Raw genomic sequence first — 21888 nt, 5'->3', positions numbered from 1 at the left:
CTTCGAGCGCCTAGATCGCTTCGACCACTTAGATCGGTTCGACCACTTAGATCGCTTAGATCGCTCGATCGCTTCGACAAGAAGGAACGTGAGCAGTGTGAGTTTCGAGGCCAGCAGGCGACCGGGCGGCGGGCCGGACCGCAGCGCCGTCGTCCTCGATCCCCTCGTGCGGCGGCTCGTCGACGCCTCCGCGGCACCGCCGTATCTGCATCAACTGGGTCCGGTCGACGCGCGGCAGGCGCTGGTGGAGATCCAGGGCGGCACGCGCGGCGACTTCGGAGTGGAGTCCGTGTTCAGGGTGGCGCCGGTCGGCCCTTCCGGGCTCGTCGGCTTCTGGGTGTTCCGGCCCTCCCGGCCGCCCGGTCCGCTGCCCATGGTCATGTATCTGCACGGCGGCCGGTGGATGCTGGGCGACGCCTGCACGCACGCGGGCATCATCAGCGAGTTGGCGGACCGGAGCGGCGCGGCCCTGGTCGTGCCCGAGTACACCCGCACACCCGAGGCCCGCTATCCGGTCGCGCTGGAGGAGTCGTACGCGGTGCTGACCTGGCTGGCCGAGCACGCCGCCGGGCTGGGGCTGGACGGCGGGAGGCTCGCGGTGGCCGGGGACTGTGCCGGGGCGACCATGGCCACGGCGCTGACCATGATGGCGAAGCAGCGCGGCGGCCCGCGTGTCCGGGCGCAGTTGCTCTACACACCGATGACCGACCCCGACTGCGACACACCCTCGCGGGAGCAGTTCGCGTCGGGCTATCTCCTCACCCGCGCGGCGCTTGAGTGGTACTGGCGCCAGTACGCCGACGACGAGCACGAGCTGGCCGAGCCCACGGCCTCGCCGCTGCGGGCGGCCCGGGAGGACCTCGCGGGTCTGCCTCCGGCGCTGGTCGTGACGGCGGAGGCGGATGTCGTACGGGACGAGGGGGAGCAGTACGCGCGTCTGCTGCGAGAGGCGGGCGTGCCGGTGACCGCCGTGCGCTACCTCGGGACGGTGCACGACTTCGCCTCGCTGTGCGCCCTGCGGAACAGTCCGCCGACGGGGGCCGCGCTCCGGCAGGGCGGCGCCTTCCTCCGGGAGGCCCTGGCCGGACGGCACTGAGGGGCGGCTCGGCGGAGGGGGTAGTTCCGGTTGCTGCTCCCGGAAAGGGACCGTCAACATACTGATGCCTGGGCGGCGGGCCGCTTGCAGGGTGGGGTGCGAGGCCGCCGACGGCGGCGCATCCGGCCCACGGAAGAGACAGCATGGCCACCGTCCCACCCTCCCTCGAAGCAGCCGCGCAGGCGTTCGCCGCCGCGATGTCCACCCTTCCCTCCCTCCACGAACTCGGCCCGGCCGAGCTGCGGAAGGTCCTCGGCAGACTCCAGCGGACCGATGTCCCGGTGCCCGACGCCGAGGTGACGGATCTGGTCGTGGCGACAGGTCCGTCGGGCGGGTCGGGCGGGGTGCCGGTCCGGGTCATCCGCCCGGCCGGTGTCCGGGGGCCACTGCCCGTGGTGCTGTACCTGCACGGCCTCGGCTGGGTGTTCGGCACACCTGGCACACCCGGCACCACCGGCGCCACCGGCGCTCCCAATACTCTCGGCGCTCCCGGCACACCCGGCACACCCGGTCGCCTCGCCCGCGAGCTCGCCGTACGCACCCGGGCCGCGACGGTCCTGGTCGACCACAGTCCCGCACCACACACTCGCTATCCCAAGGCCGTCGAGGAGATCTACGCCGTACTGCTCTGGATCGCGCGGCGGGGCACCGCGTACGGGCTCGACCCGGACCGGGTCGCGGTGGCCGGGGACTCGGCCGGCGGCAACCTCGCCGCCGCCGTCACCCTCCTGGCCAAGCGGCGCAAGGGCCCGGACCTCGCGGCGCAGCTGCTGCTGTCCCCGGTGACCGACGCGAACTTCGACACCTGTTCCTATCAACAGTTCGCCGAGGGCTACTTCCTCAGCCGTGACGCGATGAAGTGGTTCTGGGACCGGTACACGACCGATCCGGCCGAGCGCGCGCAGATCACCGCCTCGCCGCTGCGGGCATCCCCGGACGATCTGGCCGGGCTGCCGCAGACGCTGGTCGTCGTCGCCGAGGCGGAGGTCCTGCGCGACGAGGGCGAGGCGTACGCGGCGAAGCTGCGCGCCGCCGGGGTGCCCACCACGGCCGTGCGCTACCAGGGCGTCATCCATGGCTTCGCCGTGCTCGATCCGATGCGGGACACCGTCGCGGCGAGGGCCGCGATCGGGCAGGGCTGCGAGTTCCTCGGCGAGGCGCTGCACGGCTGCTGACGCGGTGAGGGGCGCAACCCCCTCCCATCCCTGATCCCCGCACTCACTCCCCACGCTCCCCGAAATCCCCCCGTAATCCCCGTAATCCGCGGCGAGGGCGCCCCGAGCGCACGCCTCACGCGACGACGAACGACGACCCAGGCACGGAGTTCCCCATGACCAAGCCGGTGATGTGTCACGCCCCGAAGAACGGTGTCGAGCGGGTACTGACCCTCTCTCCGATCGGCGATCCCGAGGACCAGGACCTGGAGTTCCTGCATCTGGGCATGCAGGTGGACGGCTCCTCGGTGATCTCCCCCCGGGGCGCACAGGTCGTCCTCCAGCCGGGCGACCTCGTCCTCAGCGAGCCGGACCGACTGCATTTCCTGCCCCTCGGGGGTGACTGCCGGGTGACGGTGTTCCGGATGTCCCTGCGCCATCTCGCGATCCCCGAGCCGGAACTCCGGGGTGTCCTCGGGGTGCGGGTGCCGGGCGGTGAGGGTATGGGCGCGATGGTGTCGGTGTTCCTGTCGGCGCTCGCCGCCGGGACGGACGCCCAGGGGACACGGGTCGGCGACCGGCTCGTCCACGGTGTCCTCGACCTCGTCCCCACCCTCGTCGAGGAACTGCACGCCCAGGAGGGCGGCGGACGGCGGAGGGACGCCGTGTCGCCCGTGCGGGACGAGATGCTGGCGCGCATCAAGGAGTACATCGACGGCCATCTCGCGGACCGCGATCTGTCCCCGACGGCCATCGCCCAGGCCCACCACATCTCCGTCCGGTATCTGCACAAGCTGTTCCAGAACACCGGTGTGACGGTGAATCAGTGGGTACGGCAGCGCAGGCTCCATCTCAGCCGGCGGGAACTGGGGCGGATGTCGAACCGCAGACTGACCGTGGCCGCCGTGGCCCGCAGATCGGGTTTCATCAGCCACGCGCACTTCAGCCGGGTGTTCCGCAACGCCTATGGCATGTCGCCCAGTGAGTGGCAGACCCGCAGGTGGTCGGTGCTGCACTCACCGGACACGGAGGCGGGGACCGAGGGACGCCGGGCCGGTGTTCCGGAGATCGGGGCGCTCGACCCGGTGCCCTCGCCCGACCCGGTGGTCACTCGCTTCCGGCCATGAGTTCGGCCACCACGCGGTCGAGGTCGATGTGCCGCTGCTCCGTGCCCGACGGCACGAGCGTCTCCGTCTCCGCCAGGAACGCGACGACCGCGGGGGCGGCGATGTCCAGCTGGGCCGTGCCCCTGCGGGACCTGACGACGATCCGCACCGCGTCGCGGTGGCAGCCGTGCCGTGGGATCACGAGCACGTCCCCGGCACCCGCCGGGCGGCGCATCCCCTGCGCCAGCAGACTGCGGGCGAAGACCCAGTCGACCGGATCGCCCGACGGCCCGCCGACCGAGACGCACACCGCATAGGGGTCGGCCCTGCGGTACCGCAGTTCGGCGGGCAGCGGCACCGGCGGATCCGCTCTGACGACGACACGCACCACGACCTCATGGGTGATCGAAGCGCCAGGTGCGGCACCGGAAGACGGCTGCGTCATTTCTTACCCCGATCAGCGTCCTTATGGGAGAACAGATATGCAAATGACCCTAAAGTCCGTGGGAATCATGGCTTGCCGACCTGCGTACCGGGTGTTGTCCGGAAGGGCCCGCCGCGACCGGGTTCGGACCCTGCCGTCCCTCAAGGGCGGGCGACGGTCTGCGGGTTGGCTGCGGCCGGGACTCCGCCCGGCCGACGATCGGGAAGTCCGTGCGGCAGCCGGAGCGGCGGCGCCCCTGCCCGGCGCCGGATCCCGCCCGGCCGCGCGGCGCGTCGGCGAAGCCGTCCGCCCCAAGTGCCGTCCCCCTCCGGGCCGGTGGTCGGTGCGCTGAGGGAACGGTCCCGATGCGGGCACCGGCAAAGGCCACCCGCCGATCTCCTCAAGGATTCGGCGTGGGACTCCCGGCGGTGACGGAGGAAGGATGCCGGTGACGCCGGAGACGAACAGGTCAGCGTTCTGGAGGGGATCGGCGAACTGTGGCAACCGTTCACCGTCCGACCTCGGCGCCGCTCCCCCGGCCGTGGTACGTCCGGCCGGTCACCTGCCACCTGCCACCTGCCACCTGCCACCTGCCACCCGTCACCTCTCGCCCCTCACCTGACGACCACGCACAGATAGGCAACACATATGTCACTCATCTCTCCGCCCAGGCGAACCGGACTGCTCGCCACAGCCGTCACGGTGGCGCTGGTCACCGCGCTCTCGGGCCCCGCGAACGCCGCCGAGGCCCCGATATCCCACGTCCGGGTCGTGGCGCATCTGAACATGGCGGACGGGCAGCGTCCCGAGAACATCACCCTGGAACCCGACGGCAGCGCGGTGGTCACCTTCGCCTTCAGCCGCCAGATCGCCCGGATCGACCGCGCCGGAGAGGTCGATGTCCTGGCCACCCTGCCGGCCCCGCCGGCCGATGCGAGCACCCCCGTGCTGGCCTCGCCCTTCCTCGGCGGCATCGTCCGCACCCACGACGGGACCCTGTACTTCCTCTACGCCACCGGCACCAGCGACCTGACCGGGCTGTGGCGGCTGCGGCCGGGCGGGGCACCGGAGCGGATCGCCGCGCTGCCCGCCGACGGCCTGCCCAACGGCCTGGCCCTGGACCAGCGGCAGCGCCAGTTGTACGCCACCGACTCGGTCCTGGGCACGGTCTGGCGGATCCCCGTCGGCGGAGGCACCCCCACCCGCTGGGCCACGGCCCCCGAGCTGGAGGCGAGGGGCTTCCTGGGAGCCAACGGGATCAAGGTGCACAACGGCGCGGTCTGGGTGTCCAACCTCGACCAGGGCACCGTGCTGCGCATCCCGGTCACCCCTCAGGGCACCGCCGGGCGCGTCGGGGTCCGGGCCACCGGTCTGGTCAACATCGACGACATCGCCTTCACCGGCTCCGGAAACACCCTGCTGGCCGCGATCAACGTGGACAACGAGGTAGCGCTCGTCCGGTCCGACGGCAGTCACCGGGTGGTGCTGACCGGCGCCGACGGGCTCCAGAACCCCACCTCGCTCGCCGTCCGCGGCACCAGGACCTTCGTCGCCAGCGCGGCCTACTTCACCAACGAAGACCCCAACCTGCTCACCGCCCGGATCACGCGCGGCAAGTAGCGCATGCCGTCGCGCAGGTCAGCCAGCCCATGACCTGCGCGACGCCCCACTCCCACTGAGCCGCCCGCACAGGGCCGGTCGGCTTGACCCGCCCGCTCAGAACAGCCCGTTGGAGTGCGGCAGTTCCTCCGGAACCGGGACGATGATGTCCCAGTGCTCGACGATCTTGCCGTCGGCGACCCGGAACAGGTCCCAGTAGGCGACCGCCACCCCGAACTCACCCTCGGACTGCACCAGGACGAAGTCACCCTCGGCGACCACCCGGTGAATGGTCTTGTAGACCAGGCTCTTGCCCTGCTCGGCCCACTGCGCGGCGGCGGCCCCGAAACCGGCCAGCCCGTCGGCGGCCTCCGGGTTGTGCTGGTGGTAGGTCTCGGTGGAGATGTACCGGGTCAGCACCGAGTAGTCGGCACCCTTGAGGACCTGCTCCGCGAACTCCGTCACCAGTGCCCGGTTGGACTCGGTCCGGTCCAGGTCGCCGGGGGTGGCCGGACCGTCGGTCTGCGAGCGGCCGGAGGCCGTGTAGGTCACGACCGGGGTCAGCGCGTCCCAGTGCTCCGCCAGCTTGCCGTCCACATCGACGCGGAACAGATCGAAGGCCACCAGGGGCTGCGGCCCGAACCCGTGATACGTCCCGTGCAGCGCCACCAGATCACCATCGGCGATCACCCGGGCACCCTCGTAACGGAAGCCCTCCGGCAGACCCGCCACCAGCCCCCGCAGCGCCTCCGGACCGTCCGCCGCCAGGCTGCTGTGCTGACGGTAGTCAGCGGCCACCCAGCGATCCACCGCGCCCGGGTCCTTGTCCCCGAAAAGCTCCCCGGCCGCCTTGACGACGATTTCCCTGCTGCCCATCGCACTGCTCCTGTCTGCGCATTCCCGGTGACACCTTGCTCACCGGCCGCGGTCCACTCTCGTCGCGCGGGCCTCCGGGCGCACGGTAGGGTCAGGCATGCTTATGGTCGAAATGGGACAGCCTCCGTTGATCAAGCGCGGCTACCGCAATCCGACCCGGCCGGGCCTGGGGCTGGAGGTGCTCACCTTCGCCGACCTGCGGCAGCGCCTGTCGGGCGGGGAGTTCCGGCGGGGGCACCGGCTGGACTTCCATCACCTCACGCTGGTTCACGCGGGTGAGGGCGTCGGCACCGTCGACTTCGTCGACCGCCCCTGCCGACCGGGCACGCTGCTGCACATCCGCCCTGGGCAGGTGCAGCGCCTGCCCATGACGCCGGACGGCGACCCGGCCGACCTGGATGCCACGATCGTGCTGTTCACCCCGGATTTCCCACCTCGGCTCCCGGCGACCGCCCAGGTCACCGACGATCCTTTCGGCCCGGCCTCCTGGCAGCTCGGGCCGGACGACCACGGCCGCTTCCGCCACGCCCTGGCCGATCTGGCCGCCGAGTACGCCGACCTCCGGTACCAGGACCAGGACCCGGACGACCTCACCAGGGAACTCCTGCGCCAGCTCCTCGCCGGGGTCCTGCTCCGCATCGCCCGGCTCCCGGCCCCGGACGACAGCGCCCGGCCCCGCTCCGCGGCGGAGCCGTACCGCCTCTTCCAGCACGAACTGGAACGCTCCTTCGGCACACTGCGCCAGGCCCACGACCACGCCGCGCGTCTGGGTTACTCGCTCAAGACCCTCAACCGCGCCTGCCGCCGGGCCACCGGCCACACCGCCAAGCAGCTGATCGACGCCCGCGTCACCCTGGAGGCCAAGCGCCTGCTGGCCCACACCGATCTCCCGGTGGCCGCCATCAGCCACCGCCTCGGCTTCAGCGAACCCACCAACTTCAGCAAGTTCTTCACCCGCGCGACCGGCCGGACCCCGGGCAGCTTCCGTGCCGGGCAGCGGTGACCGGCAGACCCTCACCCGGCCCGGACCATCAGCAGGCGTAGCGGTGCGCGTACGGCCTCTCCGGGCGGCTGGCACGCACCCCCCTTCCCGACCCACTTGCCCGACCAGGTATCTTGCATCGCATGGAACCAGGTGATTCGACCAAGCAGGCTCGGGCTGCCGCCCAGCTGCGCAAGGGGGTCCTGGAGTACTGCGTACTCGCCCTGATGCGGGACCGCCCTCGCTACGGCGTGGAGCTGCTGCACGCGCTGGAGGACTCCGGCGCCCTGGCCACCAGCCAGGGCACGGTCTATCCGCTGCTCTCCCGGCTCCGCCGCGACGACCTGGTCACCACCACCTGGCAGGAGTCCGCCTCCGGACCACCCCGTCGCTACTACGCGCTCACCGACAGCGGCCGGGCCGCGCTGGATGAGTTCACCCGCGTCTGGCCCGGCTTCCGCGACACCGTCGACGCCTTTCTGACCGACCCGCACACCTCCACCGGAGACCCCGAATGAAGACCGCTGCCGATCCCGTCCGTGACTACCTCGCCGCCGTCGAGCGCGAGGCCACCGCGCTGCCCGCCGACCGTCGGCAGGAACTCCTCGCCGATCTCGCCGAACACATCGAGGTGACCGCCGCCGAACGCCCCGGCACCACCGTCGGCGCGATACTCGCGGAGCTGGGCGACCCCCGTACGATCGCGGCGACCGCGCTGACCGAGGCGGGGAACGGGGCCGCGGGCGCCCCGGGGAGCGCACCCGTCCGGCGCGGCAAGGTGCACCCCCTGGTGCCGCTCCTGATGCTCACGCTCTCGCTGCCCTTCACGATGCTCTTCTCCATGGGCCCGGAGGCGGCGTTCGACCCCGGCCCGGTGTTCGGTGTGCTGTTCCGGATCACCGGTGCGGTGCTGCTCTGCACCTCGGTGCACTGGACGGCCGTCCAGAAGACCACGGGCGTCCTGCTCACCTTCGTCGTGCCGACCACCGTCATCGTCACCGGGAACCTGATCTCGGGCCATGCCGCCACAGAGATCCAGGCCCTGCTGGGCAACCTGGGAAGCCTCGCCCTGATCATCGGCACGGCGGTCTGGCTGTGGCGGTCCCGCCGCGCCTGAGACGGCGCGGCGAGCGGTCCGTCAGCGTCCGGCGCGTGGCAGGACCCGCAGCGCGACCAGGCCCAGGATCAGATGGAGCAGCCCGGCCGTCCCCGCGGCCACCCGCATCCCGGTGACGAACGCCGACTTGGCCTCGTCGGCCGCCCGCTCGGCCAGACCGGGGAGGTGGAGTGTCTCGTCCAGGGTGGGGGCGAGGTCGGGGCCCTGGAGCCGGAACAGCAGCGCGGCGAGCGAGCCGAGCAGGGCGATGCCGAGCGCGTTGCCGATCTCGTTGCTGGTCTCGGCGAGAGCGCCCGCCGAACCCGCCCGCTCCGGCGGGACCGCCGCCACGGCGGTGTCGGCGACGACGGCGAACGAGATGCCGTACCCGAGACCCGCGACGGCCGTGGAGGCGAGGTACCAGCCGATCCCGCCGGTGACAGCGGCGGGCAGGAGCAGCAGCATCCCGGCGGCGATGGAGAAGTGGCAGCCGAGCAGGGCGGCCCGCTTGCCGACGCGTTCGACCAGCGCCGGTGTCACGATGCAGGTCACGGTGAGGACGACGGCTCCCGGCAGGGCCAGCGCGGCGGCCCGCAGGACCGGGATGTCGTGCACGGACTGGAGGTAGATGCCGGCCAGATAGGCGGTGGCCGACCAGGCGGCGAGCGGCAGCAGCCCGGTGATCACGGCGACCGTGAAGACGCGGTCGCGGAAGAGGGAGAAGTCGATCAGCGGATGCTCCAGCCGCCGCTGCCGGGCGCCGAACCAGCCCAGTACGGCGATTCCCGCGAGCCCGGTGGCGAGCGCCGCCGCCGTCACGCCCTCGGTCGCCGTGTGCTTGAGTCCGTAGATGGTGAGCAGCAGGCCGACCGCCGAGGTGATCACACTGGGCAGGTCGATCCGGCCGGGGCGGTCGGCCGCCCGCACCTCGCCGAGCAGCACGGGCGCCAAGCACAGGAACAGGGCGATGACGGGGAGGTTGACCAGGAACACCGATCCCCACCAGAAGCGCTCCAGCAGGACCCCGCCGATGACCGGCCCGATCGCGAACCCGGCCGCGAAGGCGGCGGCGAAGACTCCGATGGCTCGGGCCCGCCGCCTCGGGTCGGTGAACAGTTCGCTCAGCACCGCCAGGGCGGACGGCAGCAGGGTGGCTCCCGCGACGCCCATCACGGCACGGGCCGCGATCAGCAGCTCCGGTGTCGGGGCGAACGCGGCGCCCACCGAGCCGAGGCCGAAGAAGACCGCGCCGGTCATGAGGAGCCGGAGGCGGCCGTACCGGTCGCCGAGGTTGCCGAACGCGATGAGCAGGGAGCCGACGGCGAAGCCGTAGATGTCCAGCACCCAGAGCGCCTGATCGGCGCTGGGGGCCAGTGCCTGACTGACCCGGGGCATGGCGAGAAACAGGATCGAGCCGTCCATCGCGACCAGCAGCACGGGCCCGAGGACGACCACCAGCCCGAGCCAGGCCCGGACATCGGTGGTGCGTGAGGTGGTGGTGGGGTACGTCATGCCGCCCACCCTCCGGCTCGCGGCACCGCGCAGCCAGCCACCTGCCATGGGTACACCTCGTGGGTACACCCGGCATGGGCCGGTGCTTGTCTAGGCTCGCCCTCATGGAGAACCTCGGAGCGTTCCTGAAGAGCCGCCGCGACCGGATCACCCCCGACCGGATCGGGCTCCGCACCTATGGCACGGTCCGCCGCGTTCCGGGGCTGCGCCGTGAGGAACTCGCCCATCTCGCGGGAGTCAGCGCCGGTTACTACACCCGGCTCGAACAGGGCATCGCCGAGAGCGCGTCGGACCAGGTCCTCGGCGCACTGGCGCGGGTACTGGAGCTGGACGAGGTGGAGACCGCCCACCTGCACAATCTGGCCCGCCAGCCGGCCCGCCCCGGTCTGACCGAACCGCCCCGCGAGGAACCCCACCCCCGTGTCCTCGCCCTGCTCGCCTCACTGGCCGAGACGACCCCGGCGATCCTGCTGGGCAGGCGCGGAGATGTCCTCGCCTGGAACCGCGCCGGTCACGCACTGCTCGCCGAGCACCTCGACTTCACGGCACCCCACGACCCGGACACCCGCCCCTCGATCCCGAGGATGTTCTTCCTCGACCCCCTGACCCAGCATCTGCACAGCAACTGGGAGGACCTGGCCCGCATCCATGTCGCCTACCTCCGCCTCACCGCCGGCCGCTTCCCGACGGACGCCCGACTGGCCAACCTCATCGGCGAACTCAGCATGGGCAGCGACCGGTTCGCCTCGATGTGGGCCAGCGGCGAGGTCGCCGACTGCACCACCGGCGACATGCGGCTGCGCCACCCCACCATCGGAGCGCTGGACATCGCCTACCAGGTCTGGCTCCAGCCGGACAGCCCCGATCACCGCCTGGAGATCTACACCCCCAACGACCCGTCGTCGGCGGACGCGTTGAGGATCCTGGCGCAGCGGGTGACAGGGCCCGCCTCTGCCGTCCGCCCATCCACCGGTGCGCACCGGTCCAGCGGCGGTGAGCGGTGCGATTGCGGCGCCTGAAGCGGGGGTTTACCGTGGAATTGAGTATGAATCCCCGGCAGTGAGCCATCTCCCCATCTCACCCGCACTGTTTCGTTCCCCGACGGCACCCTCTGTCGCCGTCGGGAGATATCGACGACCGGAATCCGCATTCGGCGACCGGAACAGGCAGAGAAAGCAGCAACGCAGGGAGACCGAGAAAATGACGTACCTGGTCTATGTCTACAACGCCGTGGGCGGCGCCAACATCCCCCTCAACAATGCCACCTTTCCCAACTACGCATCTCAACTGCAGCAGGGATATCCGGGGTGGTACCTGGTGGGCGTGGGGGAGAATCAGAACTTCCACGCCGAAGCGTCCGGTTATCACCCTGGTCTTGTCTACAACACCGACCAGGTGAACCCGGAAGCCTTCTATTTCTACTTCGCGCTCCAGCCGGTCGGCTACAACCAGGCCGCCCCGGCGACGGAGTTGCTCGCGAGGGCGGCCAAGCACCACGCCAACCCCGAGGAGCGGCTCCCCGAGTGATGCTCCGGTGAGGAACCGTCACCATGAGTGAGCGAGACCGAGGCGAACGCGACATCGCCGTACCGCCCGACCTGCCCCCCGAAGGCACCCCGGGCGACGAACCGGACGGCTTCCGGGTCCCTGCGCGTGAACCGTCGGCGGAGAGCCGCGCGGAACTGGAGCGGGCCTCCGGCCTGACCGATCACCGCATCCGCAGCACGAGGGACGACGTCCTGGCCGCCCTGATCACCGACGCGGCACGCAGACATCACGGGGACCGGCCACGCGACGCCGACGCATTCGTGGGGCCGGGGAACATCCAGGGGGTCGGCTGGGGGCCGGGCGACGGCCCCGATACGGTCCCCGGGACCGAGGTGCTGCGGGTCTATGTGGCGGAGCCTCAAGGGGCGGAGCCCGTACGGGAGATCGTGGTCGACGCCCTCGGCGTCCGCGCGGCCGGAGACCTTCCCCTCCAGGTCGTCCACTCCGGTGTGATCAGACTCCAGAACCTCACGCACCGGCAGCGCAAGGCGGCGGGCGGTGTCTCCATCGGGCACGAGACCGGACCCCAGGGCACCCTGGGCTTCCTCGCCCGGGGCCGCAGCGGGTCCGAGACGCAGAACCTCTATCTGGTCAGCGCCAACCATGTCATCGCGAAGAAGAACGCCGCGGCCTACGGTTCCTGCATCGTGCAGCCCGCTCCGGCGGACGGGGGCCGCTGCCCCGCCGACAGAATCGCCCTGCTCGACAAGATCCTGCCCCTGGATCTCACGTTCTCGAGCAACAACTACGCCGATTGCGCGAGGGCGTGGTGCTACCCCGATGAAGTGGTCCAGGAGCAACTCCAGGTCCATCAGGTACCGGGGGTCGGCCCCCAGTACTACGGCATCGGGCATGTGGGCCAATGGGCGACGCCCAATATGTGGGTGGGCAAGACGGGTTGCTTCACGCAGACCACGTTCGGACGCGTCCTGGAGACCAATTGGGGCGGTCTGGTCAGCGACCCGTACACCCTCACCACCCTCCCGTTCGACGGGCAGATCCTCATCCAGAATCCCGGCTACGCCTTTTCCACCGGAGGTGACTCGGGCGCGGTGGTCTGGGCGTCCGACGCGAATGTCAATCCCGTCGGCCTGGTCATCGGCGGAGCCCCCGGCACCGGCATCACGGTCGCTTCTCACCTCCTGTGGATCCTCGACTATCTGGACATCACCGTGATCTGACCCGGCCGCACCGGGCAGGCCCGCATCAGGAGCAACCCCTATGACCCGAGAGCACGACGAACACCGCGGACGCGACCGGCAGGCGCGTCACGACCTCCGTCTGCCGGGGTTCGTCCGCGAGGACGAGATCGGTCTCGGCGACCTGGTGGGCCGGGCGACGACCGCCATGGGCGTCCACCCGTGCGGCGGCTGCGGGCGCCGGGCCCGGCGGATGAACGCATGGGTCACCTTCTCCACACGACGCCGCTGACACCCGCGGCCGGCCGATGGGACACCGGGAGCCACTCATGAGCGACGACGCCCTCACTCCGGAGGCGGCGGCTCCGTCACCGGCCGCCGCAGAGCCGCACGAGCACCACACACCCCATGCCCACCATGAGCACCACCACCCCTATGTCTTCGCCATCGGGCAGATCCGCGCCCGGTCCCGCGACCCCGGGGTCGAGAAGGAGTTCACCCAGGCGGTGGGGGCGGCCGACACCAAGGGACTCACCACGGACGAGGTGCTGCGGGAGGTGCTCGCCCGCCCCGAGAACCGCTATCTCGCCCGGCAGATGCAGTACGTCCTCACGATCCAGGGCGTGGAGACCTATGACGTCGTACCGCGCTACCCCGAGGACTTCGACAAGCTGATCGCGGCCGTGCGTCCCGCGCCCACCTCCCTCGATCTCGATGTCGTCGTAGGGCTCCGCGACCCCCACCCGGCGGCCGACTCCTGCTCCGGACTCGCCCTTCCGGTCCTGGAGTTCCAGCAGCTGTACTCCTTCGACCGCCCCTCGCTCTTCACGGCGATCGAGAAGCCGGACGGCATGTCGGCCAAGCGATTCCGGTCGACCGCCGACGAAGTGCTGACGAAGATCCTCCAGATCACGGAGAACGCGGGCGCCACGCCCGAGGACCGTGCCGCGAACTTCGTGGCCTGCCGGTACGCGGCCGTGTATCTCAAGACCTTCGAGGCGTTCACCGACGACTACGCGCTGACCTCGATCGAGGTCCGCCCGGCGACGGTCGGCGCCGACCAGGGCGTCATGAGCTTCACCGTCTCCTACACCAGCCGCACCACCGACCTCACGGAGAACTACTCCGTACTGGTCTCCACCCGCTATCTGAACCCCTATCTGCTGACCCGTCTCGGGCCGAGCCTGTGAAGTGAGGTGATCGCGGTGACCCTGCCCGGATTCACCGCCGAATCGAGTGTGCGCGGCGCCTACGGTGTCTTCCCGGCCCAGGTCTCCTACGGCACCTGCTCGGACGAGTGCGGCCACGAGTGCACCCAGACCTGCAAGAACTCCTGGAACCCGGCACAGTGCCGGCAGAAGTGCCGGGACCGCTGTATGACCACCTGCCTCTGCACGCCGCTGTGCTCCACGACGACCTACTGCGACGACTACGGGACCACCATGTCGGTCGAGACCTGCGTGGACTGCGACGGGAACGAGACCTCATCGATACCCGTGCGGATCAAACCCACATGCGACTGACCGGCTCCCCCGAGCCGGGCCCGCTGTCCGCCCTCACGGCCCGCACGACCGGCCGCCCCGAGGTCGTCGTCGCTGTGGTGGACGGAGCCGCCGACCCCGGCGATCCGGCCCTGGCGCCGCTCCAGTCCGTACGGTTCGCCGGTCCCCCGCTCCCGGCGCGGGACGCGGGCACCGCCCCGGGGCACGGGACGCGGGTGCTCGCGGCGCTGGCCGCCCGGCCCGGCGCACCGGCGCCCGGTCTCTGTCCGGGCTGCTCCTTCGTCGTCCGCCCCGTCCCCGGGGTCGACATCCCGCCCGCCGCACCCGCCGTCCTGGCCGACGCGCTGACGGATGTCATCGGCGCCGGTGCCCGCGTCATCAACCTGAGCCTGACACTCGAACGCCTCCCGGAGACGGCACCCACCCACGACCCCGGTGTCACCGCACTGCTCGACGCCGTCGAACTCGCCCGCCGTCACGGGGTCCTCGTGGTCGCCGCGGCCGGCAACGACGGCGACCTCGGCGGGCCTGCGCTGGTCCGCCACCCCTGGGTGATCCCGGTGGTGGCCTGCGACCCGGACGGCTCGCCCCTGCCCACATCGACGCTGGGCCGGGCGATCGGCCGCCACGGTCTGACGGCACCGGCGCTCCCCCGCGGGCTCTCCGGCACCAGCGCCGCCGCGCCCGTCGTCACCGGGGCGGTGGCGCTGCTGTGGTCCCTCTTCCCGCACGCCTGCGCGCCGGCGGTACGCGACGCCGTCACCACGCCCCGGCCCCCGGCCCGCCGCCCCTCCGTGGTCCCCCCGCACCTCGACGCGGCCCACGCCTATGAGGTGCTGCGCACCGCATCGGTGTAGCCGGGGTCACAGGGGGATCGTGTCGAGGTAGGAGATCCGGCGGGTGGTCCGGCCCGGTTCGGGGCTGTCGGGGAGGACGTCGTACTCGCGTACCACCACGCGCATCGGGCGGGATCCCATGGCGGCCGGGAGCGCGACCTGCTGGGTCCATACGCCGACCGGGCCGGTGCCCGACTGGCGGTCCATCAGGGCGGGGGACACATTGTCGACCTCCAGCCAGCCGGCGTCGTCGGGCAGCAGCGGGGTGCGGAACTGCACGCTGACGGTGAACTCGGATGTCAGTCCGTCCGGTCCGGGCGGTGGCTCCGGTGCCACCACCGACACCTTCACCGGCGAGCCCGCCGCCGTCCCCCCGACGACGACCTTCGTGCGCCGGTAGGCGGGGAGCTGGACCCAGCCGGCGTCGACCACCGGGGAGGCCCGCAGGTCGTCGGGGGCCGTGAGCGAGTCGGGCTGGAGCCGGACCACCATCAGATGGACGAAGGGCTGGTAGAGGGTGTCCCCCTTGAACCGCACGTCCGCGTACCAGAGATGGCGCTGCTGGTCGTAGTCGACGGGGAAGCCCAGCGCGTGGCCCTGGTCGAGAGGTACGTCGACGGCCCGTTCGTCCAGGTGTGCGGGGGTGGGGTAGGCCATGACGGGCGCGTCCCCCGCGCCCCGGACCGGGTCGCGGCCCCAGGTGGTGGCCCAGCTCTGCGCCGAGGGGTCGGGGGAGGTCGCGGCGTCGACGACCCGGACGCCGAGGAGTTCGCCCTCCCCGGTGAGATACCAGGGCCGCTTGAGATGGACCCGGACCGTGCCCTCGGTGCGGATGCTGGTGGTGGCGTTGCCCGTGGTGGTCCGCTGCCAGGCGAAGGCGGGCACCACCGAGTGCACCACGGGCGCGGGAGGCCGCACGGTCGAGGGCACATGGAGGGTGACGGGCGGCCCGTCGCGGATGACGGGCGGCACGACGTACGAGACCTCCACCTGCGCGCCGTCCGGGACCGCCCCGCCGGCGACCCGGGTGACCTCGCCCTTGTCGTCGTTCACGGTCACGTCGGTACCCACGTGGTAGGTCGGGCCGGGCGCGGCCGGGGTGCCGTCGGCCGTGAGCTGCGGGGCGGCGGCCCGTACGACGGCCGTGCCCGGGACGAAGGCGGGGGCGACCTGGGCGGGCAGGCTGCCGGTGAGGACGACCGTGCGGCGCTGGGTGAAGTACGGCACGAAACGGGACGCGCCGACGGGTGTGAAGGTGATGAGCCGGTGGCGGGTGTCGCCGGGGTCGTGGCGGGTCCGGAACGGGATCTGGGTCAGGGCCGGGCCGCCGGGGGTGCCGAGGGAGTCGGTCTCCGGGCGGAGCACGGCGCAGGCCGGGGAGGTCGCCAGGCCGTCACCGGTCAGGTCGGAGTACTCCGTCCAGGACGCCCGGGTGTGCACGGTGAGGGTGGAGGCGCCGTGGACGGCCATCGCCGCCTCGTCGAGGGCGTACACGGTCTGCTCGGGCTCCCGCAGGATGCGCGGGCCGGTGAAGGCGGGCGGGGTGACGGGGCAGCGGACGGCGTGGACCAGGGTGAGGCCGGTCGGCGGGGTGAGCTGTCCGATGCGGCCCGCGAGAAGGGCCTGGAGGGCGGCTTCGTAGTCGGCGGCGGACAGGGCGGGGATCTCGTCGTCGCGCTCGCTGCTCCCGGTGGGCCCGAACCGCTCGGGTGCGGTGGTCGTCGCGTCCGCGAGCAGGTCGTGGACCTCGGACGCGGCGCCTTCGGTGCTGGTGGCGATGGCGGGGCCGGTAGCGGTGTCCGGGGCTTCGTCCGGTACCTGGGCCGCTCGTACCCGGTCGGCGTACCAGCGCCACTGGCCCAGTAGGTCCTGGTCGCCCGGGGTCAGCATCGAGCTGAGGGCGGCGGGGAAGGAGGCGGCCGGATGCAGGGTCACGCGGATCGTCCGGGTGGCCGGGTCGGCGACGGCCGTGGACCGGGTGCTCCCGGTCGGTCCGGCCCCGACGACCAGCCGCATCGGCAGCCGCTGGTACCAGCCGGCGCCCCCGGCGGGCCAGGCGGTGAGCAGTTCGGGGGTGCCCGGGACGCCGTGCAGGGCCACGCCCCGGCACAGCGGGTCGGGCAGCCAGGGCAGTTCGACGGTGTCGGTGTCCCGGTACGGGCTGCCGCCCGCGCCCGGGTCCGGGGTGCCGGTGATCTCCCCGCCGTCGTACCGGGTGAGCAGGGCGTGGACGGCGGGGTCGGGGCGGTGTCCGGCCGGGAGGTCCAGCATCCCGTGGCGTTCCGCGAGTTCCACGGAGGCTTTCGGCGGGAGCAGATGCCGTTCGCAGGCGGGGCCGGTGACGGGGGCGGCGGGGTCGGCGTTGTCGGTGCGGACGACGAGGTCGGCCGGGGACTCGCCGGCGGCGACGGGGCGGCGCAGCTCCAGGACGGGAGCGGGCACCGGGTCGTAGCGGGAGAAGGGCAGGGGGACGGTGGTCGGCTCGTCCGGGGCGGGGGTGGAGGTGAAGGGGGTGCTGCGGCCCGCGAGGTCGACCAGGCGGGCGCGGAAGCGGTAGGTGCGGCCGAAGCGGAGGCCCGGGAGGGTGTTGTCGGGGCAGTCGACGGCGGCGGTGAAGGGCAGGGCGGGGTCCGTCTCGGGGCCGGGGTCGGTGACCTCGCTGTCGACGCCGAGGGTCCTGCCGTGGGGTTCGGTGACCAGGCTCCAGTTGTTCCAGCGGAAGACGGCCTGGGTGAGGCGCCCGGTGGCGTCGCCGCTCTCGTCGGTGCCATGGGTGAGGGCGTCGGCGACACAGCCCTCGTCGTCCACGGGCAGGGTGCCGTAGTGGTCGACGGTGTACGCCCCCTGGCGTCGGCAGAGGGGGTACCAGCGGTCGGAGCCCGCGTCGTGGACGTCCACCCGGATGCCCTGCTGGAGGGTGGAGGCGTCCAGGGTCTTCGCGTCGCCCTCGCCGCCGTTCTTGAGGTCGTCGTCGATGGAGGCGATCACATCGAGGATGTTCTGGAAGGCGATCTGGCGGTTCGTCTCGGCGACGAAGATGCCCGCGGAGCGCAGCGCGGGTGGCTCGATCCCGGGTGGGGCCTCGTCGCGGGGCAGGGATGTCAGGGCCTGGGCGTAGTTCTGGAGGGCGAGTCCGCCGGCGTCGAGATCGACGTCGATCGGGAGGTAGACGCCGCTGTCGTCGAGCGGCAGACAGGGGGAGCCCGGGGTGCCGTCGGGGCGGGCGAGGGTGAGTTTCCCGTTCCGGGCGAAGCACCGGGTCCGGGGCCGGTAGTTCTGGATGAACTGGAGCTGGTGCGGGACGGCCTGGAGGGTGACGGGTTCGTCGAGGTCCGTGGGGAGGGTGACGGTGAGACGGCGGACCAGACCGAGGGGCACCATCAGCGCCGGATGGTCGGCGAGCGCGGCCAGCAGGGCGTGGAACTCGTACGGGCTCGGTGTGCCGGGGCCCATGCGGGTGAGGGCGCGGGTCGTGGGCGCCAGGGGGCGGTGGAACTCCGCGAGCCGGGCCCAGCCCTCGGGGTCGCGTGCGTCGTCGTCCTCGACGGCTCCGGTGCGCAGCAGTTCCCGGCGGAGGGCTGTGATGCCGGGGTCCGAGCGGTCGGGGGCGCCGACGCGCCGGACGAACCGTTCCACGGTCTCCCAGTCCGGGCCGTCGTCCCGGGGGCGGTCGGCGGAGGAGTCGTAGGGCCCCTGGACGGCGGTGTCGACGGCAGCGGCGAGGAAGCGGGTGTAGAGGTCGGACAGGGCGGCGCCGACCTTCGCGGCGGGATAGGAGCCGAGGGGTTCCCGCGCCGTGTGCTGGGCGAAGACGAAGGGTTCGACCAGCAGCGATCCGGGGAAGAGCGCCTGCCAGAGCGCGGTGTCGGGGGGTTGGTCGACGAGGGTGGCGACGGGGGTGATGGAGGTGTTGTCGGCCTTCTTGACGATCACGGTCAGCGGCTGGAAGCCGAGGGTGGGGAAGGCGGCGATCTGGGGGTAGCGGGAGAGGGGGAGGACGGCGGTGCCGGGTGGGCTGCCCTCGTCGTTCGAGAGCCGGATGCTGAGGACGAGGGAGAGCTGGGTCGTCCCGGCGCTGGTCGGGGGCGCCGCCGGATCGGGCAGCAGGGTCCAGACGAGGGTCTGCTTGATCACGGCGCGTCCTCCAGAGCTGCGAAGGCGGCGCACCTCTTGCTCCACGCGTTCTGGGTGGGGAAGGCGTCGCCGTACGAGGGGTCGCCCCCGCCGCCGAACCGGCGCTCCATCGACATGCTGACGGACTGGGAGAAGAAGGCGACACGGACGCGGACGGTCACCTGCGCGGAGCCGATGATCTCCGTGCGCCGGGGGCCGCTCGGGTGCGCGGGGTCCTTGGGGACCTCGGTCGTCCGCAGGGAGAGGTAGAACTCGACGGAGACGCTGATGATGCCGAGGACGTCCAGGGCGCCGACGGCCCGCAGAAAGCCCTCCAGCAGGCTCGCGCCATGGTCCAGCCGGATGTAGACACCGGCGGTGATGGAGACCGAGCCGCTGGCCACACCCAGGTCGAGGGCCGCGGCGGCACCGAACTCCAGTTGGGCCTCCAACACGGTGACCTCGCCGGATTCCACGGTGAGGGAGAGGAATCCGCCACCGCCGAGAAGGGAGACGGTCACGAGGAAGGGGTGGTCGCGGGCGGAGACCTGGAAGGTGGCGCGGACGGGCGAACCGTCGAACGGGAGCCGTACGGTGATGGACAGGGCCAGGTTCTGCAGCAGGAACACTCCGGCGCCGACGGTCGGTACGGCGAGTCCGTAGCCGACTTCGACTCCCTCGGGGTCCACGTCGATACGGGGGCCGCCTGCGGGGGACGGCAGATAGTCGCGGAGCTTGTCGAGGAAGCGGAGGTCGCCGTCGAAGCCGACGTCACCGATCGTGACATCGAGGTCGGGGCTGCTGCCCGGTCTGCTGGTGAACGCCAGCCGCCGGAACTCGATACGGAGGATCTTCGCGAAGCTGAGGGAGAAGTCCCGCAGTTCGCCATGGACCTCGCCGGTCGCCGGGGAACCGTCGAAGGGGACCAGGCTGGTGGACCGGATGTCGAGGCTGTCGGGGCGGGTGGTGGTGAGCGGGCCGAGGGTGGTGACCTTGGTCCTGGGGCGCCACATCATCTCGGTCCGGACGGCGGTCGGGGGCTTGCCCTGGGGGTGTTCGACGGTGGTGAGGATCTTCGGGGCGCCGTCGCCGTCGCCCGCGCCGACGGCCCCGCCCTCGACGAGCTGCGTCAGATCGATCACCCCGAGCAGCCGGGTGGGCAGCTCACCGGTGGTGGCGGGCGGCTTGAAGTAGGCGGTGGGGGTGAACTGCCCGGCGGCGAAGGCGTCCAGCTTCCCGCCGACGAGGCCCGTGGTGGTGGAGAGGCCGGTCACCGGCAGGGCGAGCGCGGCGACGGCACCCGAGGCGGCGGGCGGGGGCGCGAAGTCGGCGGCCTGCGGCAGACATGCGTAGACCTGACCGGCCGCGGCGAGGCCGCCGCTCACATACGCGTCGTACAGCTTGAGCTGGTGGACGGTGCCGGTGACGGCGGGCGGCGCGGCGGCGCTGACCCCGGTGCCGGTGGGCGGGGGTGCGAGGGCGTCCAGGGCCGGGATCCGGGCGCCGACGGAGAGCAGCCGGGGGTGCGCGGCCAGCCGTCCGGCCGCCATGAGCTGGGCCGGGGTGGCCTGCGAGGGCTGGGCTCCGACCCACAGCTGGGCGATGTCGAGCGTGGACTTCTCGTCGCCCGTGCCGCCGGGGGCGAGTGCGAGCCGGCCGGTGGCGGGCAGCGGGAGGTTCCGGGTGATGTTCTCGTAGCTGGTGAGGGGGCCGCTGAGGCCGCCGTAGGCGAAGTCGCCCCGGATGAAGACGAGGGGCGCGGTGAAGTGGACGCGGTGGCCGAGCAGGTCGTCGGCGCTGAGCGAGAAGGGCAGGGGGGTGGCGGGCGCGTCGGCGCGGTGCACCCAGTAGCCGACCCGCTCCAGTGAGGTCCCGACGGCGATGTCCGTGTCGGTCGGCTGGTCGACCCGGACACGGGTGAAGGGAAAGGCCCGGCCGCCGTCGGGGAGGGTGGCGACGCCGTCGTAGGTGATCTCGGGCTTCAGCACCATCAGCCGGACGGCCTGGACGAGTCCGAGGTCGAGCCGCCGCTCGGTGCGGGTGGTGACCTGGACGGGGAATCCGAAGGGCAGCAGGTAGCCGCGTTCGTCGACCTGGACGACGATGTCCCGGCCGCCCGTCGAGTGGTGGCGGTAGCCGGTGATGCCGAGCGCGGGGCAGTCCTTCCAGTCCCCGGCGAGATCGGTGGAGGCGCCGAGCGCGGAGAGCACGACCCCGTTGGCGGTCACCGGCCGGGTGCCGGTGGCGTTGTGGATCTGCTGCCGGTGGGGCGCGGAGAGCGAGCTGGTGAAGGGCTGCGATGCCCGGGGTGACCCGACCCCCACCAGACCCACGGGGCCGCCCTCGTACAGGGGCGCGGACGCCGGGGCGATCCGGGTGTGCCAGATGCCGGTGGCACCGGAGCTGCCGGTGACGGGGGCGGTCACATGCCGCCACACCAGGTCGGCGGAGGCGGGCGCGAGGAAGAGGCCCCAGACGCATTCGAGGACGGTACCGGCCTGGACGGCCTGAAGCGCGGCCCAGGACAGCAGCCCGTCCGCGGTGAACGGCAGGGACGCGCCCGGCGGTACGCGCAGGGCGACGGTGCTCTCGCCGGAGTACCGCACCCGTTTGGTGCCGGTGGAGGCCGCCGCCAGGAGCGTGGCCTCCTCCAGGGCGGACTGCGGCGGGAAGTGAGCGGTGATCGTCCCCGCGGTACCGGGTGTACTGGGCCCGAGCACCACGGCACCCGCCGTACCGGACCGGGAGATGTTGGAGAAGGTGAAGTCCAGGACGAGCATGTCCTCACGACGGAGGATGGTGACGGTGGTTCCGTCCATGGGCGTCCCTGAGGGCGCGGCGCACATCGGCACCAGCTCCTGAGATCAATGGAATCCCTTTGGAACCCGGCCGGGCAGCACACTCC

General features: G+C 72.0%; 19 protein-coding genes. 14 read left to right on the top strand and 5 right to left on the bottom strand.

The annotated features are described in order from the left end of the window. The first annotated feature begins 88 nt into the window (after positions 1-88). The 3 genes from ABZX40_RS33785 to ABZX40_RS33775 all read left to right on the top strand — a co-directional run bounded on the left by ABZX40_RS33785 (position 89) and on the right by ABZX40_RS33775 (position 3377). The gene (locus ABZX40_RS33785; protein ID WP_355746258.1) at positions 89-1096 is read left to right on the top strand and encodes an alpha/beta hydrolase; all 1008 of its coding nucleotides are present in this window, start codon (positions 89-91) and stop codon (positions 1094-1096) included. 143 nt (positions 1097-1239) lie between these two features. Next, the gene (locus tag ABZX40_RS33780) at positions 1240-2271 is read left to right on the top strand and encodes an alpha/beta hydrolase (RefSeq protein ID WP_355746255.1); all 1032 of its coding nucleotides are present in this window, start codon (positions 1240-1242) and stop codon (positions 2269-2271) included. 155 nt (positions 2272-2426) lie between these two features. Further along, on the top strand, positions 2427-3377 hold the full coding sequence (locus tag ABZX40_RS33775; RefSeq protein ID WP_355746252.1) for an AraC family transcriptional regulator: 951 nt from the start codon (positions 2427-2429) through the stop codon (positions 3375-3377). Here ABZX40_RS33775 and ABZX40_RS33770 read toward each other — a convergent pair. Further along, positions 3358-3801, bottom strand: coding sequence for an SsgA family sporulation/cell division regulator (locus tag ABZX40_RS33770; protein ID WP_355746249.1), 444 nt, complete (start codon positions 3799-3801; stop codon positions 3358-3360). The genes ABZX40_RS33775 and ABZX40_RS33770 overlap by 20 nt on opposite strands. 627 nt (positions 3802-4428) lie before the next feature. Here ABZX40_RS33770 and ABZX40_RS33765 point away from each other — a divergent pair. Next, the gene (locus ABZX40_RS33765) at positions 4429-5400 is read left to right on the top strand and encodes a hypothetical protein (protein WP_355746246.1); all 972 of its coding nucleotides are present in this window, start codon (positions 4429-4431) and stop codon (positions 5398-5400) included. A 96-nt stretch (positions 5401-5496) separates the two neighbouring features. Here the strand turns inward: ABZX40_RS33765 and ABZX40_RS33760 are convergent, their stop codons facing one another. Then, entirely contained in the window at positions 5497-6255 is a 759-nt protein-coding gene (locus ABZX40_RS33760) for a nuclear transport factor 2 family protein (protein WP_355746243.1), read from the bottom strand. A gap of 97 nt (positions 6256-6352) precedes the next feature. Between ABZX40_RS33760 and ABZX40_RS33755 the strand changes: the two genes are divergently transcribed. The 3 genes from ABZX40_RS33755 to ABZX40_RS33745 all read left to right on the top strand — a co-directional run bounded on the left by ABZX40_RS33755 (position 6353) and on the right by ABZX40_RS33745 (position 8354). Further along, positions 6353-7258 carry a helix-turn-helix transcriptional regulator gene (locus ABZX40_RS33755; protein WP_355746240.1) on the top strand — a complete coding sequence of 302 codons (906 nt, stop codon included), beginning with the start codon at positions 6353-6355 and terminating at the stop codon, positions 7256-7258. Between the two features lie 122 nt (positions 7259-7380). Continuing rightward, positions 7381-7755: a PadR family transcriptional regulator gene (locus ABZX40_RS33750; protein WP_355746237.1), complete on the top strand. Its 375-nt coding sequence runs from the start codon at positions 7381-7383 to the stop codon at positions 7753-7755. Beyond that, a complete protein-coding gene (locus ABZX40_RS33745; protein ID WP_355746234.1) occupies positions 7752-8354 on the top strand; it encodes a hypothetical protein in 603 nt (200 codons plus the stop codon). Before ABZX40_RS33750 ends, ABZX40_RS33745 begins: the two co-directional genes overlap by 4 nt. A gap of 21 nt (positions 8355-8375) precedes the next feature. Here ABZX40_RS33745 and ABZX40_RS33740 read toward each other — a convergent pair whose 3' ends face one another. Further along, the gene (locus ABZX40_RS33740) at positions 8376-9845 is read right to left on the bottom strand and encodes an MFS transporter (RefSeq protein ID WP_355746231.1); all 1470 of its coding nucleotides are present in this window, start codon (positions 9843-9845) and stop codon (positions 8376-8378) included. 104 nt (positions 9846-9949) lie between these two features. Between ABZX40_RS33740 and ABZX40_RS33735 the strand changes: the two genes are divergently transcribed. The 7 genes from ABZX40_RS33735 (at position 9950) to ABZX40_RS33705 (ending at position 14891) form a co-directional block, all read left to right on the top strand. Then, positions 9950-10864 (top strand): helix-turn-helix transcriptional regulator, encoded by a 915-nt coding sequence (locus tag ABZX40_RS33735; protein ID WP_355746228.1) that lies wholly within the window; start codon positions 9950-9952, stop codon positions 10862-10864. A gap of 181 nt (positions 10865-11045) precedes the next feature. Then, the gene (locus tag ABZX40_RS33730) at positions 11046-11372 is read left to right on the top strand and encodes a hypothetical protein (RefSeq protein ID WP_355746225.1); all 327 of its coding nucleotides are present in this window, start codon (positions 11046-11048) and stop codon (positions 11370-11372) included. 23 nt (positions 11373-11395) lie between these two features. Next, complete coding sequence (locus tag ABZX40_RS33725; protein WP_355746222.1) at positions 11396-12574, top strand: hypothetical protein; 1179 nt, start codon at positions 11396-11398, stop codon at positions 12572-12574. A gap of 40 nt (positions 12575-12614) precedes the next feature. Next, positions 12615-12824 (top strand): hypothetical protein, encoded by a 210-nt coding sequence (locus ABZX40_RS33720; RefSeq protein ID WP_355746219.1) that lies wholly within the window; start codon positions 12615-12617, stop codon positions 12822-12824. 37 nt (positions 12825-12861) lie between these two features. Further along, on the top strand, positions 12862-13722 hold the full coding sequence (locus tag ABZX40_RS33715; protein WP_355746216.1) for a hypothetical protein: 861 nt from the start codon (positions 12862-12864) through the stop codon (positions 13720-13722). A 15-nt stretch (positions 13723-13737) separates the two neighbouring features. Continuing rightward, entirely contained in the window at positions 13738-14055 is a 318-nt protein-coding gene (locus ABZX40_RS33710; RefSeq protein WP_355746214.1) for a hypothetical protein, read from the top strand. Next, complete coding sequence (locus ABZX40_RS33705; protein WP_355746211.1) at positions 14046-14891, top strand: S8 family serine peptidase; 846 nt, start codon at positions 14046-14048, stop codon at positions 14889-14891. The genes ABZX40_RS33710 and ABZX40_RS33705 overlap by 10 nt, the downstream gene beginning before the upstream one ends. 6 nt (positions 14892-14897) lie before the next feature. On the opposite strand, the gene ABZX40_RS33700 is transcribed toward ABZX40_RS33705, so the two are convergent. Beyond that, positions 14898-19004 (bottom strand): hypothetical protein, encoded by a 4107-nt coding sequence (locus ABZX40_RS33700; RefSeq protein WP_355746208.1) that lies wholly within the window; start codon positions 19002-19004, stop codon positions 14898-14900. Then, a complete protein-coding gene (locus ABZX40_RS33695; RefSeq protein ID WP_355746205.1) occupies positions 19001-21802 on the bottom strand; it encodes a hypothetical protein in 2802 nt (933 codons plus the stop codon). Before ABZX40_RS33695 ends, ABZX40_RS33700 begins: the two co-directional genes overlap by 4 nt. Between the last annotated feature and the right edge of the window lie 86 nt (positions 21803-21888).

It is taken from the genome of Streptomyces sp. NPDC004610 (assembly GCF_040609715.1).
Classification (GTDB): Bacteria; Actinomycetota; Actinomycetes; order Streptomycetales; family Streptomycetaceae; genus Streptomyces.
Note: the sequence above shows the minus strand (reverse complement) of the source record. Positions and strands in the feature narration are given on the sequence as shown.

Excerpts from the sequence above, each read along its gene's own strand:
- ABZX40_RS33780 (WP_355746255.1), top strand. The coding sequence starts at position 1,240 with ATGGCCACCGTCCCACCCTCCCTCGAAGCAGCCGCGCAGGCGTTCGCC.
- ABZX40_RS33775 (WP_355746252.1), top strand. The coding sequence starts at position 2,427 with ATGACCAAGCCGGTGATGTGTCACGCCCCGAAGAACGGTGTCGAGCGG.
- ABZX40_RS33770 (WP_355746249.1), bottom strand. The coding sequence starts at position 3,801 with ATGACGCAGCCGTCTTCCGGTGCCGCACCTGGCGCTTCGATCACCCAT.
- ABZX40_RS33765 (WP_355746246.1), top strand. The coding sequence starts at position 4,429 with ATGTCACTCATCTCTCCGCCCAGGCGAACCGGACTGCTCGCCACAGCC.
- ABZX40_RS33760 (WP_355746243.1), bottom strand. The coding sequence starts at position 6,255 with ATGGGCAGCAGGGAAATCGTCGTCAAGGCGGCCGGGGAGCTTTTCGGG.
- ABZX40_RS33755 (WP_355746240.1), top strand. The coding sequence starts at position 6,353 with ATGCTTATGGTCGAAATGGGACAGCCTCCGTTGATCAAGCGCGGCTAC.
- ABZX40_RS33750 (WP_355746237.1), top strand. The coding sequence starts at position 7,381 with ATGGAACCAGGTGATTCGACCAAGCAGGCTCGGGCTGCCGCCCAGCTG.
- ABZX40_RS33745 (WP_355746234.1), top strand. The coding sequence starts at position 7,752 with ATGAAGACCGCTGCCGATCCCGTCCGTGACTACCTCGCCGCCGTCGAG.
- ABZX40_RS33740 (WP_355746231.1), bottom strand. The coding sequence starts at position 9,845 with ATGACGTACCCCACCACCACCTCACGCACCACCGATGTCCGGGCCTGG.
- ABZX40_RS33735 (WP_355746228.1), top strand. The coding sequence starts at position 9,950 with ATGGAGAACCTCGGAGCGTTCCTGAAGAGCCGCCGCGACCGGATCACC.
- ABZX40_RS33730 (WP_355746225.1), top strand. The coding sequence starts at position 11,046 with ATGACGTACCTGGTCTATGTCTACAACGCCGTGGGCGGCGCCAACATC.
- ABZX40_RS33725 (WP_355746222.1), top strand. The coding sequence starts at position 11,396 with ATGAGTGAGCGAGACCGAGGCGAACGCGACATCGCCGTACCGCCCGAC.
- ABZX40_RS33720 (WP_355746219.1), top strand. The coding sequence starts at position 12,615 with ATGACCCGAGAGCACGACGAACACCGCGGACGCGACCGGCAGGCGCGT.
- ABZX40_RS33715 (WP_355746216.1), top strand. The coding sequence starts at position 12,862 with ATGAGCGACGACGCCCTCACTCCGGAGGCGGCGGCTCCGTCACCGGCC.
- ABZX40_RS33705 (WP_355746211.1), top strand. The coding sequence starts at position 14,046 with ATGCGACTGACCGGCTCCCCCGAGCCGGGCCCGCTGTCCGCCCTCACG.
- ABZX40_RS33695 (WP_355746205.1), bottom strand. The coding sequence starts at position 21,802 with ATGGACGGAACCACCGTCACCATCCTCCGTCGTGAGGACATGCTCGTC.